The sequence below is a fragment of the Janthinobacterium sp. PSPC3-1 genome, assembly GCF_049896105.1.
Classification (GTDB): Bacteria; Pseudomonadota; Gammaproteobacteria; order Burkholderiales; family Burkholderiaceae_D; genus Janthinobacterium.
This window is the reverse complement of the sequence record NZ_JAFCTQ010000053.1, coordinates 1-13771: the sequence shown is the minus strand read 5'-3', so window position 1 is coordinate 13771 and position 13771 is coordinate 1. Positions and strand designations below refer to the sequence as shown.

Here is a 13771-nt window from a genome sequence, read left to right as displayed (position 1 = left end):
CACACGTCCATGCAAATCCTTCGCCGCAGCGCGCCTTATGCGCTGCCGATCAAATTCCTCCAGTTCGGCCAGGGCAATTTTCTACGCGGCTTTTTCGACTGGCAGATCGACCTGCTCAATGAACGCAGCGGTTTGAACGCCGGCGTGGTGGTGGTGCGTCCGCGCGGCGGCAGCGGCTCGCCCCTGCTCGACGTGCAGGATGGCCTGTTTACCACCGTCGTGCGCGGCCTCGACGAAAGCGGCGCGCCCGTCAGCGAATACCGCACGATCAGCTGCGTGCAGCGCGAGATCAATCCGGCCACCATGTATGGCGACTACCTGGCGCTGGCGCACTTGCCCGAGCTGCGCTTTATCGTCTCGAACACCACCGAAGCGGGCATCGCCGTCAACGACGGCGATGCGTTTGACGATGCGCCACCCTCGGCCTTCCCCGCCAAGCTGGCGCGGTTGCTGTTCGAGCGCTACACGCATTTCAATGGCAGCGCCGACAAAGGCGTGGTGCTGCTGCCGTGCGAGCTGATCGAACAGAACGGCCCGGCCTTGAAAGCGGCCGTGCTGCACTTCGCGCGCCTGTGGCAACTGGACGCCGGCTTTGTCGCCTGGATCGAGTCGGCCTGCGTATTCTGCTCGACCCTGGTCGACCGCATCGTTACCGGTTTTCCCGATGGCGAAGCCGACGCGATTGCGGCGGACCTGGGCTATGCCGACCAGTTCCTGGTGGCTGCCGAGTACTACTACCTGTTCGTGATCGAAGGCCCGGCCTGGCTGGCCGACGAACTGAAACTGGCCGGCGCCAACCTCAATATCCGGCTGGTTGACGACATTACGCCGTACAAGAAACGCAAGGTCGGCATTTTGAATGGCGGCCATACGGCGCTGGTGCCGGTGGCGCTGCTGGCCGGCCTGGACACCGTCGGCGCGGCCGTCAACGACGAGCAGATCGGCGGCTACCTGGCCGACACGCTGGCGCAGGAAATTATCCCCGCCTTGCCGCTGCCGCAGGACGAACTGCAGCAGTTTGCGCGCGACGTGCTGCTGCGTTTCCGCAACCCGTATATCCAGCACCGCCTGGCCTCGATCGCCCTCAACAGCTGGAGCAAATTTGCCGCCCGCATCGCGCCGCAACTGCTGCGCTACGTGGAAGTGCAGGGCCAGCTGCCGCAACGGCTGGTGCTGGCACTGGCCGCCACCATCCGCCTGTATCGCGGCGACGTGATCGCGCTGGCTGACGATGCGGCGACATTGGCCTGGTTTTCGGCTGCCTGGCAGGACGTCGACAGCGGCCGGCAAAGCCTGGCGCAACTGGCGCAGGGCTGGCTGGCGAATGAAAAAGTGTGGGGCCGCGACATGAATGCGGTGCCGGACCTGGCGCAGGCGGTGGCCACGGCGCTGGTGCGCATCGACGCGGATGGCATGTGCGGCGCGCTGCAGGCCTTGTAAGGATTCAGCAGTACCGCAGTAAAAATAAAAAAACCGAGGCCGAAAGCACTTCCCCAGGAAGGCTGAACGGCCCGCAAAGTGGCGGCGCAGCTGCGCCGCCGTGGATGGCTAGAGGGAGACAAAATGACTAAAGTACGCGGCATGCGCTGGTGGATGGTCGGGCTGGTGACGGCTGGACTGATCGTGAATTATTTAGCGCGCAATACCTTGTCGGTGGCGGCGCCAACGATGATGAGCGAGCTCAATATCACCACCCAGGAGTATTCCTATATCGTGGTGGCGTGGCAGGTCTGCTACGCGCTGATGCAGCCGATCGCCGGCTATGTGATCGACGCGGTTGGCACCAAGATCGGCTTTGCGATGTTCGCGCTGGCCTGGTCGGTGGCCTGCGCCTGCGCCGCGATGGCGACCGGCTGGCAAAGCATGGCGCTGTTCCGCGGCATGCTGGGCCTGACCGAGGCGGCCGGCATCCCCGCCGGCGTGAAAGCGACCACCGAGTGGTTCCCGGCCAAGGAGCGCTCGATCGCCATCGGCTGGTTCAATATCGGCTCCTCCATCGGCGCCCTGTGCGCGCCGCCACTGGTGGTGTGGACCATCCTGCACGGCAGCTGGCAGATGTCCTTCGTCATCGTCGGCGCCATCGGCATCGTCTGGACGGGACTGTGGCTGGCCTTCTACAAGCACCCGCGCGACCAGAAACTGCTGTCCGACAAGGAGCGCGACTTTATCCTCGAAGGCCAGGAGCAGAGCGACGCCAACGGCGTCGGTGTCACTCCCAAGGCGCGCTGGCACCAGATCGTCCGCAGCCGTAACTTCTGGGCCATTGCGATTCCCCGCTTCCTGTCCGAACCTGCCTGGCAGACCTTCAATGCCTGGATTCCGCTGTACATGGCCACCGAGCGCCACATGAACATCAAGGAAATCGCCATGTTCGCCTGGCTGCCGTTCCTGGCCGCCGATATCGGCTGCGTGCTGGGCGGGTACCTGAGCCCATGGTTCCACAAATACTGGAAAGTGTCGCTGTTCACCTCGCGCAAGCTGGTGGTGATCGTCGGCGCCGTCTGCATGATCGGCCCGGCCTGCATCGGCCTGGTGGCCAGCCCGTATGCCGCGATTGCCCTGCTGTGCGTGGGCGGCTTTGCCCACCAGACTTTATCCGGCGCGCTGTATTCGATTACTTCGGACGTCTTCGGCAAGAACGAAGTGGCCACCGCCACCGGCCTGGCCGGCATGTCCGGCTACCTGGGCGCCACCATCTTCACCCTCGTGTTCGGCGTGCTGGTGACCCTGGTCGGCTACAGCCCGCTGTTCATGCTGCTGGCCGTGTTCGACCTGGTCGCCGCCGCCGTGGTGTGCATTCTGATACGCGAAAAAATCGCGCCATCGGTCCCGCTGGGCAAACCGGCATTCGGCTGACGCCAACATCACTCCCTTCGACTTGTTCGCATCCGCGCCAGGGCGGAGGGATCACCATTTTCAACGAAGTTAATAAAGCGCCACCCCAAGGCGCGACCAGAGGAGAAAGATATGCAACAACTGAACAACAAACTGACCCGCCGCGTGCTGGCGACGGCATTGCTGGCAGCCCTGTCGGGCAGCGCGCTGGCCGACGGTTTCCTGGAAGGCCGCAAGGTTGAAACCCGCATCTACGGCTTCCTGAACGGCGAGATCGAATCGGTCAAGGCCGAAGGCGGCCCGACCCCGTACGGCAGCCGCGGCCGCGTTTCGGACGGCAATTCGCGTATCGGCTTTGCCGGCTCGATCGGCATCAAGGGCGACGTGCGCGGCCTGTGGCAGATCGAGGGCAGCCTGAACAACTTCGACGAAGGCGGCATCAACGGCCAGGGCAAGTCCTCGACCATTGAATCGCGCAACACCTTTGTCGGTATCGAAAGCAAGCGCTTCGGCCGCTTTATCATCGGTAACAACGACTCCGTCTACCGCAGCCTGGTCGGCTCGGGCGGCGCGCTGGGCGGCAACCTGGGCCTGTCGGTGCAGGGCCTGGATGTGTGGAACAACACCTCGGCGCAACTGAGCGGCAATGCCGACAGCCTGTTCGGCCGCGGCGAAGCGCGCTACAAGAACTCGGCCCACTACCTGACGCCGGAGTGGAATGGCTTCCAGGCCGGCGCCTCCTACGGCTTCGACGAAGTGCGCGACACCGGCGACGACCGCGCGCGCTACTCGCTGGCCGCCAAGTACAGCATCGGCGCATTCTCGATCGGCGCCGGCTACGACCGCCAGCAAAACACGGGCGTGGACGTGGAAAACCTGTCCAAGGGCTTCGGCTTTCGCAATACCTCGGTCAGCGGCGTGAACACCTCGTTCTACAAGGTGCTGGCAACCTACAAATTCCCGACCAAAACCAGCGTTGGCCTGGGCTTCGAATCGGGCAGCTACGGCTACGCCGTGCAGTCGCTGCCGACCCCCGGCAATATCTACACGGCCCTGCAGACGGGCAGCATGAAACAGCGCTCGGTGATGGCCTCCGTGACCCAGGAAGTGGGCTACGACGTGAACGTCATGCTGGCCGCCGGCAAGCTGGGCAAGCTGGACAACACCACCTTCGGCCGCGCCGACGATTTCGGCGCCACGCAAGTGTCGCTGGGCGCCACCTACAAGATCGACGAACAGTTCATGCCGTATGTGTACTTCACGCGCATCAACAACAAGTCGCAGCAAAACGTCAACCTGGGCCAGTCGCCGCTGCACAGCAACAAGGCCGGCACCGACGACGCCTTCCTGGCGCCGGGCAATTCGCCGCGCGCCTTCGGCATCGGCTTGATCGCCCGTTTTTAAACGTCGTTTTAAAAAGAAGCCGGCGCGAGCCGGCACACAGCGCGCCCCAGAGCGCAGCTTTATCAGGAGATGCACACCATGAAATCAGGTATCAAACAACTAAACACAGGCTGGACGCAGGCATGCGTCGCCCTGCCGCTGGCCGTCATGCTGGCCGCTTGTGGCGGCGGTGGCGACACCAAGGGCGAGACCGCCACCAGCTACACCCCGGGCAGCGTGTTCCAGGTCGGCACCACGGCCTTCGATCCGGACCTGCCCGCCGAACCGACCCTGCCGAAAGACACGCAGGTCTGCGCCACCCTGGAAGCGACCACCAACCTGGTGCGCCGTCCGGACGGCTCGCTGCCGCCGGAAGCCGATCCGTCGAAAGCCGGCGTCGGCGTGGCTGTCACCACCGCCACCGCCAATCCTGACCAGGCCCGCATCCAGGCCGCGCTCGACGCCTGCGGCGCAGCCGTCGACGCCGAAGTGGGCGCGAAGATCGCCGCCGCCGATGCCGCCGCGACCGCCGCGCAGAAAACCGCCAACGTCAAGAACGTCAATATCGCCGGCGTCTCGGGCGAAGAACTGGCCAAACCGGAATACCGCGGCACCAGGTACGCGGTGCGCCTGGTGGTCAACAAGTCCGGCGTGGGCGACGGCTTTATCAGCGGCCCGCTGACCCTGCCGTCCGGCGTGACCCTGTGGATCGACAAGGGCGTGACCCTGTACGCCTCGCGCGACGTCACCACCTATTCGCCGAATCCGGCCGGTCCATACTGCGGCAATACGGCGGTCAGCTCGACCAAGGCCGGCAGTTCGGGCAATTGCACGGCGCTGATCAACGGCTCCAACCTGGTCAACTCGGCCGTGATGGGCGACGGTTCGATCGACAGCCGCGCCTATGCGGAAATCGTCACCACCAACAAGCTGTACCCGCTGATGAAGGTCGACATGACGTGCTCGAACACCTACGCGGCCTATGCCACCGGCAAGCAGGCGGCCGACGGCGTATCGTGCGACAACGGCGGCACCACGGTCGACTCGAAATCGTCGGCGCGCAACATGAGCTGGTGGGACCTCGCCTTTTTGGGCAATATGGTGCAGAACGGCGTGACGGGCACGGGCTCGCAGTCAAACTTCCGCATGATGGTGTTCAACTACGCGAAAAACCTGACCCTGTACCGCATCTCGCTCAATAACAGCGCCAACTTCCACGTCGTGCCGAGCGGCGTCGATGGCCTGACGGTATGGGGCGTGAAAGTGCAGACGCCGACCCTGGCGGCGTTTGCCAATCCGGCCGGTAACGGCAACCCGCTGTACAACGGCGAAACCTACAACGCGGACAACGTCAAGAACACCGACGCCTTCGATCCGGGTGCGGCCGGCAAGGCGATTTCGGGCAAGCTGACCACCGGTTTTGCCACCACCTCGACCGGCGCGATGTCGTTCGACGGCTACCTGAAGAACTTCGTCTTTGCCTACAACTTTGTCAGCACCGGCGACGATGACGTGGCACTGAAAGGCAGCGCCAATCCTTCGCCAGCAGGTTCCGGCCTGTTCGCCATCGACGGCAAGCGCGACGTGCGTTCGGACCGCAAGCACGGCATGATCATCGCCCACAACCATATCTACTGGGGCCATGGCATTTCGGTCGGCAGCGAAACGAATGCGGGCGTGACCAACGTCGAAGTGTATGACAACTCGTTCACGCACTCGGAAGAAGCGCTGCGCATCAAGTCGGACTATGCACGCGGCGGCGAAGTGAGCAATATCCACTACCGCAATATCTGCATCCGCGACGCCCTGAACGCGCTGTTGTTTACCACCTACTACAGCACCAAGGCGCTGCCGGCGGCCGGCCCGCTGTACCCGAACTTCCACGACATCACGCTGGACAATGTTCGCATCCTGGGTAACACTGCCATCAAGCTGCAAGGCTTCAAGGAAAATACGGGCGGCTTTGCCAACCCGCAATATCCGCTGGTGATGAACCTGAACAACGTGGTCACGGACGCGCCGAACGGCACCACCATGATCTCGTCGGACGCGAACCTGACGATCAAGGGCACCAACCTGCCGATCTTCGCCAACGCTGCCGAGCGCGTGACGGTCAACGGTACGGCCACGCAAGCGGTCGACGTCGACAAGGTGGTCGATTGCAGCCGTGCTTTCGTCGACTTCCCGGCGATCGGCCAGTCCAACCTGTTCGGTTCGACCTGGGACAAGAAGTAAACGTTGGTTCTTGAGCCTTGAGTAGTCCATGCCGCGCCGGCCATCTTCACGGATGCCGGCGCGGTGTCACGCTGGCATTCATGATTGATAGGAGTGAGATGGAGACGAACAATAGCGCCGACACGGTCTTTGTAATCGGCGAATGCATGATCGAACTGCAGCGCGCGCAAGGCAGCGGCACGGCGCAGGCGATGGATTACCGCTTTGGTGGCGATACCCTGAACGCGGCCGTGTACCTGGCGCGCCTGGTCGACGCCAGCCGCCACCGCATCGCCTATGTGACGGCGCTCGGTACCGACGGGCTGTCCGACGACATGGCGGCCAGCTGGCAGGCCGAGGGCATCGCCACCAGCTGCGTGCAGCGGCTGGCCGACAAGCTGCCCGGCATGTATCTGATCGAGACTGATGCCGACGGCGAGCGGCGCTTTCATTACTGGCGCAGCGATTCGGCGGCGCGCCACTGGCTGCGCGGCCCGCAGGCGCCAGCCATCCTGGCACAGCTGGCGCAAGCGCCTCGTGTGTACCTGTCCGGCATCAGCCTGGCGATTCTGTCGCCAGCCGACCGCGAGCTGCTGCTGGCGACCCTGGCGCAATGCAAGGCCAATGGCGGCCAGATCGTGTTCGACAATAATTACCGGCCCCGTCTTTGGGAGGGGGCGCAAGTGGCGGCCGAGGTTTATCATCGCGTATTGCAGCTGTCCTCGCTGGCCCTGCTGACACTCGACGATGAAGAGGCACTATACGGCCCGGCGTCGGTCGAACAGGTGATCGCGCGCACCAGCGCGCTGGGCGTGGGCGAAATCGTGCTCAAGCGCGGCGGCCAGCCCTGCATCGTCTGGCGCGACGGCGAAGCCCGGGAAGTGGCGGCGCCACCGGTGGAAAAAGTGGTTGATACCACGGCCGCCGGCGACTCGTTCGGCGCGGCGTATTTCGCGGCGCGCCTGGCGGGCAAGCCGCCGGTTGACGCGGCGCTGGCGGGGCATCGCCTGGCCGGCTGCGTGATCGGCCAGCGCGGCGCCATTATCGCGCGCGCGCTGATGCCGCATTGATGCAAGTGGACAGGGTATGATCGCTTGCCCTGTCGTTGATTGTTTAACCTGGCCCAGCTTATGAATTTGTCGTCTTCCCTTCCTCCCGCCGATGGCGAAACGGGCATCAGCGCCGCGCGCCGCGTGTATGGCTTGCTGCGCCAGCGCATCGTCGAGATGAGCATGCTGCCCGGCACCCGCATCGTGGAAAAGGAACTGGCCGAAGAGCTGGGCACCAGCCGCACGCCGGTGCATGAAGCGGTGCAGCGGCTGGCCGAGGAAGGCCTGATCGAGGTGCTGCCCCGGGTCGGCACCTTTGTCGCGCGCATTCCGCTCGATTCGCTGGAAGAAGCCATGCTGGTGCGCTGTGCGCTGGAAACGGCCATCATCGAAAAAGCCACTGAACGGGCCACGCCGGAAGGCATCGCCCGCCTGCGCGCCATCCTCGCCACGCAAGCCGAGTGCATCGCCAATAACGATATCCGCGGCTTTCACCGCACCGACGAAGGCTTCCATGCGGCGCTGGCCGAATTGTCCGGCTATCCGGGCGTCTGGCCGATGATCCTGCAGGCGAAAACCCAGATGGACCGCTACCGCCAATTGACTTTGCCGCTGGCCGGACGCATGAGCGACGTCATGCTGGAACACAGCGACGTGATCGAAGCGCTGGCCTCGGGCGACCCGAAGATTGCTGTCGCCGCCATGCGCAGCCACCTCGATCATGTGCTGCCGGTGCTGGAAATTACCCGCAAACTGCGGCCTGAATACTTCATGCCGCATCTCGCCACCAAACCTCCGCGCTAGCCCCTTTTCTGCCAGCCAGTCCCGATGGGCCGCCTCACGCGCGCGGCCAGGGACAGTCACGCCCATGGCAGATGCGCTGCGCCTTTTTGAAGGAATACCATGAAAGTGTCACACCGCCTGATCCTGCTGGTCGGCGCCGCCTTGCTGGCCATGGCCATGCTGGGCGCCCACAGCCTGCGCACCCTGCATGCGGCCATGCTGCATGACCGCGAAGCGCAGATCGTCAATATGCTCAAGATGGGCGAACACCTGGTCGCGTACTACCACGCCCAGGAGCTTGATGGCCGCCTGACGCGCGAGCAGGCGCAGGCTGGCGCCAAGGCCGCACTGACCCAGCTCAATAACGACGGCAAGAGTTACTACTGGGCGCGCCTGCCCGACGGCCTGAACCTGGTGCACCCGAATCCGAAGAATATCGGCGTGATCGCCCAGGGCGAAACCATGGACGGCCGGCCCGACGCGCAAGCGTATGTCGAAGCGCTGGCCAACAGCGAAGTGGGGCTGGTGTCGGTCAAAAGCCGGCGCGACGGCCAGCTGGTGGCCAAGCTCAACGGTATTATCGCTTTCAAACCCTGGGGCTGGTGGATAGGCACCGGCTTCTTCGGCGACGATATCGAGCGCGCCTTTTGGCAGGCGGCGCTGCAGTCACTGTGGTTTTTCCTGGCCGCGCTGGTCCTGATGTCGGCGCTGGGCTGGCAGGTGATCCGTCGCGTGCTGGGCGCGCTCGGTGGCGAGCCGGCCTATGCCGTCGATGTCACGCGCCGCATCGCCGGGCGCGACCTGTCGGCACCCATCACCTTGCGCGCCGGTGACAATGGCAGCCTGCTGCACAGCATCGCCCGCATGCAGCGGGACCTGGCCGCCACCGTGCGCCAGGTCCAGGGCAATGCGGCCGCCATCGCCGGCGCCTCGCAGGAAATCGCCCAGGGCAATCTCGATTTGTCGGCCCGCACCGAAGCGCAGGCGTCCGCGCTGGAGCAGACGGCCGCCTCGATGGAAGAGCTGACCGGCACCGTCAGCCAGAACGCGGGCAACGCGCGCCAGGCCAGCAGCCTGGCTGCCGACGCGTCACACCTGGCGCAGCAGGGCGGCGCGGTGGTGGCGCGCATGGTCGACACCATGGGCGCCATCGGCCAGTCGTCCGGCAGGATCGCCGACATCACCGGCGTGATCGACGCGATCGCCTTCCAGACCAATATCCTGGCCCTGAACGCGGCCGTCGAAGCGGCACGCGCCGGCGAGCAGGGACGCGGCTTTGCCGTGGTGGCCGGCGAAGTGCGCAGCCTGGCGCAACGGTCGAGCGCGGCCGCAAAGGAAATCAAGGACCTGATCGGCGTTTCCAGCGCCCAGGTGGCGCAAGGGGGCGAGCTGGCCGGCGAGGCGGGCGACGCCATGCGCCATGTGGTCGAGGGCATCGAGAGAGTGAGCGCCTATATGCGCGACATCAGCGCCGCCACGCAGGAGCAGAACACGGGCATCGCGCAAGTGAATCAGGCGATCATCGGCATGGACGACGTGACCCAGCAGAATGCGGCCCTGGTCGAGCAGGCGGCCGCCGCCGCGCAGGCGATGCAGGAGCAGGCGCGGCAGTTGTCGGAGCTGGTGAGCCTGTTCAGGCTGGAGGGATAAGGGAAGAGTATCTTTGCTTTGCCATTATGAAAAGGCCAATTCCAGACCAAGCTTGCTGACAATAAAGAAGGTGACGAGCCCCAGGCTCAGCAGCAATAGCACGAAGATGGCGACTGCCTTGCCGCTCGCGCGCAGCACCGCGCGATTCTGCTTCGCCTTGTCCTTGTCCTTCTTGCCTTGATCGTAATGCCACTTGATGGCGTAGAACATGCCCGTGCCGAGCACGAGAGCCTTGAACGTAACAAGGACGATAGGGATCCATTCCATCATGGTGAGTATTTCCAGGTTATTACTTGACACTATCTAGTGAGAGGAGAAAACGTCAGCGGCTGCCATGCAAGACGCTGCTGCACGTTCTGAAGCATACTACTGTAAAACAATTTCCATACATTGAGACAAAATGTCCCAGTTGAAAACCATACAAGATGAACCGTTGCCACGCTGGTTGCCACGCCTGGCCGCCAACAAGGGGCCACGCTTTTTGCAGATTGCCGATGCGTTGCAGGCGGCGGTGGCGGATGGATCGCTGGCGCCGGGCGACCGCCTGCCGCCGCAGCGCCAGCTGGCGGCCCAGCTGGACGTCGACCTGACGACGATCACGCGCGGATACGACGAAGCCCGGCGCCGCAACCTGCTGGAGGGCCGCGGCGCCCGCGGCACGTATGTCGCGGCACCGAAAGCCGAACTGACGGCCATCCTCGACCTGTCCATGAATACCCCGCCACCGCCGCATGGCGTGGACTTCGACGACATGCTGAAGCAAGGTTTGTCTCAAGTACTGATGCGGGCGGATAGTGAATTGCTGATGACTTACCACCCGGGCGGGGGCAGCGACTCCGACCGCAAGGCGGGCGCCAGATGGCTGGCGCCGATGTTCGGCCCCCTGGATGCCGGGCAGATTGTCGTCTGTCCGGGTGCGCAGGCGGCGATCGCCGCCTTGATCCTGGCGCTGACCGAGCCTGGCGATGTGATCCTGGCGGAACCAAGCACTTATCCCGGCCTGCTTGCCGCAGCGACCCGGTTCGGCCGGCACATCATTGCCGTGGAAGCGGACCGGCACGGCATGCTGCCCGGGATGCTGGAGCAGGCGTGCCGCCGGCACAAGCCCGGGCTGGTCTACCTCAACCCCACATTGCAGAACCCGACCGCCATCACCATGCCGGAACGCCGGCGCAAGGAGCTCGCCGGCGTCGCGCAGCGCTGCAAGGTACGCATCGTCGAGGACGATCCCTACTGGCTGCTGGCCGATGCCCCGCCGCCGCCGATTGCCACGTTTGCCCCGGAACAGGTGATCTATATCTCGACCCTGTCGAAATGCCTGACACCCGGCTTGCGTGTCGCCTTCGTGCTGCTGCGCGAGCCGATCGAGCGCGAACGTTTCCTGGCCGCGCTCCGATCATTTGCGCTGATGCTCGCGCCCCTGACGGCCGCACTGGCCACGCAGTGGATACTCGACGGTTCGGCTGGCCGGTTGATGGAAGGCATACGCAGCGAGGCGCGCCTGCGCCACCGGATGGCGCGCGATATCCTGGCGGGGCGCTACAGCGGCGCGGGAGACGGCCTGCATGTCTGGCTCGAATTGCCGGCATATTGGAACTCCGCGCAGCTTGCGCGTGCGGCCGCCAGCGACGGCGTCGCCGTCACGCCGGCGGAAGCATTCGCCACCGGCAGCGTATCCATAAATGCCATCCGGATCTCGTTGGGCAGCATCAAGGACCGTGGCCGCTTGCAGGCGGGTCTGCAACGGCTGTCCCACCTGCTGGCGCGGCGGCCCGAGTCGTTCGGCGCTGTTGTGGTTTGAGGGGACAGTAAACACGGTGCTTCTTCCGGCTTCAATTCCGCGGTCTTACGCATTCCAGAGGGGAGGGGCTTTACATAGCTGTATTAAACAATACTGACGTTGGCAACGAACCCGAACCTGTCATAGCCCAAGCGGCATCAATCGTCATTACCCAAATATGCAATTAGACTGGGCTGCCTAGTAAGGTCCAAAACGACAACGTCAATAAAGTTGCGCCGAGAGGCAGGAATGAGCGCTTTGATCGAATCCCGCATCGCCTCGGCCGAAGCAGGTGACATAACACCAGCGGGTGGAGGCTTCAGCCGTCTTGCTGTTTTCGATGGCAGATCACCAAACCACAGAACACAGTAGATACCGCGTTCTTGCGAGCGCCAATCTATCAGGTATTGCGCGTCGAGTTGGCTCATGGCGGCGCTCCAGACGTCATCGTGCCATTGCCCTTTGACCTCCATAGGCAGTTGCATTTTTTCATACGCAAAAGCCAAGTCAGCGCGCTTGGTATACGGCATGTCGGCTTCAGTGATGCGCTGAATACCGTAGCGTGCTAACTCAGGTCCGATAATTGCAGCAAGACGATCTCGACATCGGTTTTCGTTATGGGGAATATCTTCATCATTCCAGAAATCCCGTACTTGATCCAAGTCGTCGCCCTTCAATACTTTCTGGGCCGACTCTAACTCTTCAAGTACCAGAGTCCGAAAATCATCGATGGTGGCCGGTGTGCCATCAGCAAGCATTGTTGCCAGTGCAATTGGTCCAATGGAAGTGTAGCTTTTTTCAGCTCGTTTTTGACGCTGTTCCACCGCCATGTGGCGGATCAGATTCGTGTACGTATCGCTGGCGCCGGTGATTAAAGTTTGCAGTGCCACCATGGCTGCTTCTGAGGTGTCATTCGCTAGACGCGTAATGACGTTTCGTAAAAAACTTGAGGCATCGTGGTGATTTCTGTTGCCACTACTGCTGCCACGTAATGAGGTTTCTGGCCACGCTTTCCTGAACATCGTTACCAGCCATTCGGCTTGCGGAATTGAAATGGTAAAGAGATATTCTGGTTCGTGTCGATGCAGCCGATCTCGAATAAAAAATAAGAATTCAGGATGGCGCCGAGCCGCGTCGAATAATTTCGGTAATGTCTCATCAAAGCGCACCACCATATCCACCGCAAGCCAGGAAAACATCCGCTCATCAGACTCGTCAGATCTGCCGATACGTGATCTTGCCAATGCGGCCAAGCCAGCCGAGGCAGATGGATACGCAATGCTATCGACGAGTTCCATCTCGGTTTGAAGCGGCAAATCGCTGTATGTCTGTAGCCACTCTGGTACCACGCGCAATGCCGTCTCCCGCCAGCGTACATCATGAACAAAACGTCTTAATGCCCCAACATATGTTGCCTTGGCTTTTAGCGCAGGCTCTATCCACAGCTTTGCGAACCGTTCGTGGGTTTCCAGCGTCGGCAGGATGAGCGTTTCCAGCACCGATGTCAACGGATCGAGGTCAGAATGGATTCGATAGCAACGCCCATCGTATGCTAGCAACAAGCCCATTATCAGTACATCGTTGGGCAGGTCTGAGAGATCAGCGCCGGCGATATTTCGGACATGCAGTCCCGCAATGATGGAATAGCCATAATTCCACATCTGTCCATCTACAAAGCTCATGGCAATATCATCTGGACTTGGAAGATCCTTGCGAAACAAGGTCGCTTCAAAGCCAGCTATTGCATGCTCCACGAGATCGTCACCGATCCAATGCGCCAGTCTTTCCTTCGCGCTCGAAAACTTCTCAGCTTCTTGAACCATTCCCACATATATTTTGGCGGCATATGTTCCCGCTGAGAGATCGCCGTTTCTCAGGTCGGCAAGTTTATTTTGGAAAAACTTCTGGCGCTTGCTTTTTTCCTTTCGCTGTTTAAGAGCGTATTCAGCATTTCGGCGTTCTTCATCGATCTCCCAATCATGTTTCGCAGGGTGTTCAAATGTAAGCGCTCCATAAACCACAGCCTTGTGGCGTAATCCCGATTTCCGCATGCTTGCCGTTTCAATTTGAACGGGAG

At 62.4% G+C, this 13771-nt stretch carries 10 protein-coding genes; 8 read left to right on the top strand and 2 right to left on the bottom strand.

Annotated features, from left to right (window positions below):
• Window positions 1-9 precede the first annotated feature (9 nt).
• The 7 genes from ACP7B7_RS29330 to ACP7B7_RS29300 all read left to right on the top strand — a co-directional run bounded on the left by ACP7B7_RS29330 (window position 10) and on the right by ACP7B7_RS29300 (window position 9914).
• Window positions 10-1440 (top strand): tagaturonate reductase, encoded by a 1431-nt coding sequence (locus ACP7B7_RS29330; RefSeq protein ID WP_426079037.1) that lies wholly within the window; start codon window positions 10-12, stop codon window positions 1438-1440.
• Window positions 1441-1563: 123 nt separating this feature from the next.
• Window positions 1564-2856, top strand: coding sequence for an MFS transporter (locus ACP7B7_RS29325; RefSeq protein ID WP_426079036.1), 1293 nt, complete (start codon window positions 1564-1566; stop codon window positions 2854-2856).
• A 111-nt stretch (window positions 2857-2967) separates the two neighbouring features.
• A complete protein-coding gene (locus tag ACP7B7_RS29320; protein ID WP_426079035.1) occupies window positions 2968-4239 on the top strand; it encodes a porin in 1272 nt (423 codons plus the stop codon).
• A gap of 147 nt (window positions 4240-4386) precedes the next feature.
• On the top strand, window positions 4387-6453 hold the full coding sequence (locus ACP7B7_RS29315) for a glycoside hydrolase family 28 protein (protein ID WP_426079055.1): 2067 nt from the start codon (window positions 4387-4389) through the stop codon (window positions 6451-6453).
• 98 nt (window positions 6454-6551) lie between these two features.
• Entirely contained in the window at window positions 6552-7502 is a 951-nt protein-coding gene (locus tag ACP7B7_RS29310; protein ID WP_426079034.1) for a sugar kinase, read from the top strand.
• 60 nt (window positions 7503-7562) lie between these two features.
• Complete coding sequence (locus tag ACP7B7_RS29305; RefSeq protein WP_426079033.1) at window positions 7563-8285, top strand: GntR family transcriptional regulator; 723 nt, start codon at window positions 7563-7565, stop codon at window positions 8283-8285.
• Between the two features lie 99 nt (window positions 8286-8384).
• The gene (locus ACP7B7_RS29300; RefSeq protein ID WP_426079032.1) at window positions 8385-9914 is read left to right on the top strand and encodes a methyl-accepting chemotaxis protein; all 1530 of its coding nucleotides are present in this window, start codon (window positions 8385-8387) and stop codon (window positions 9912-9914) included.
• Window positions 9915-9938: 24 nt separating this feature from the next.
• On the opposite strand, the gene ACP7B7_RS29295 is transcribed toward ACP7B7_RS29300, so the two are convergent.
• On the bottom strand, window positions 9939-10184 hold the full coding sequence (locus ACP7B7_RS29295; protein ID WP_308924311.1) for a hypothetical protein: 246 nt from the start codon (window positions 10182-10184) through the stop codon (window positions 9939-9941).
• A gap of 130 nt (window positions 10185-10314) precedes the next feature.
• Here ACP7B7_RS29295 and ACP7B7_RS29290 point away from each other — a divergent pair, with 130 nt between their 5' ends.
• Window positions 10315-11715, top strand: a complete 1401-nt coding sequence (locus ACP7B7_RS29290; RefSeq protein ID WP_426079031.1) for a PLP-dependent aminotransferase family protein — start codon at window positions 10315-10317, stop codon at window positions 11713-11715.
• A 137-nt stretch (window positions 11716-11852) separates the two neighbouring features.
• On the opposite strand, the gene ACP7B7_RS29285 is transcribed toward ACP7B7_RS29290, so the two are convergent.
• The coding region (locus ACP7B7_RS29285; protein ID WP_426079030.1) for a hypothetical protein at window positions 11853-13771 on the bottom strand (1919 nt) is incomplete at its 5' end.

What these genes read in the sequence shown, in the direction of transcription:
- ACP7B7_RS29330 (WP_426079037.1), top strand. Translation starts at nt 10, where the DNA reads ATGCAAATCCTTCGCCGCAGCGCGCCTTATGCGCTGCCGATCAAATTC.
- ACP7B7_RS29325 (WP_426079036.1), top strand. Translation starts at nt 1,564, where the DNA reads ATGACTAAAGTACGCGGCATGCGCTGGTGGATGGTCGGGCTGGTGACG.
- ACP7B7_RS29320 (WP_426079035.1), top strand. Translation starts at nt 2,968, where the DNA reads ATGCAACAACTGAACAACAAACTGACCCGCCGCGTGCTGGCGACGGCA.
- ACP7B7_RS29315 (WP_426079055.1), top strand. Translation starts at nt 4,387, where the DNA reads ATGCTGGCCGCTTGTGGCGGCGGTGGCGACACCAAGGGCGAGACCGCC.
- ACP7B7_RS29310 (WP_426079034.1), top strand. Translation starts at nt 6,552, where the DNA reads ATGGAGACGAACAATAGCGCCGACACGGTCTTTGTAATCGGCGAATGC.
- ACP7B7_RS29305 (WP_426079033.1), top strand. Translation starts at nt 7,563, where the DNA reads ATGAATTTGTCGTCTTCCCTTCCTCCCGCCGATGGCGAAACGGGCATC.
- ACP7B7_RS29300 (WP_426079032.1), top strand. Translation starts at nt 8,385, where the DNA reads ATGAAAGTGTCACACCGCCTGATCCTGCTGGTCGGCGCCGCCTTGCTG.
- ACP7B7_RS29295 (WP_308924311.1), bottom strand. Translation starts at nt 10,184, where the DNA reads ATGATGGAATGGATCCCTATCGTCCTTGTTACGTTCAAGGCTCTCGTG.
- ACP7B7_RS29290 (WP_426079031.1), top strand. Translation starts at nt 10,315, where the DNA reads ATGTCCCAGTTGAAAACCATACAAGATGAACCGTTGCCACGCTGGTTG.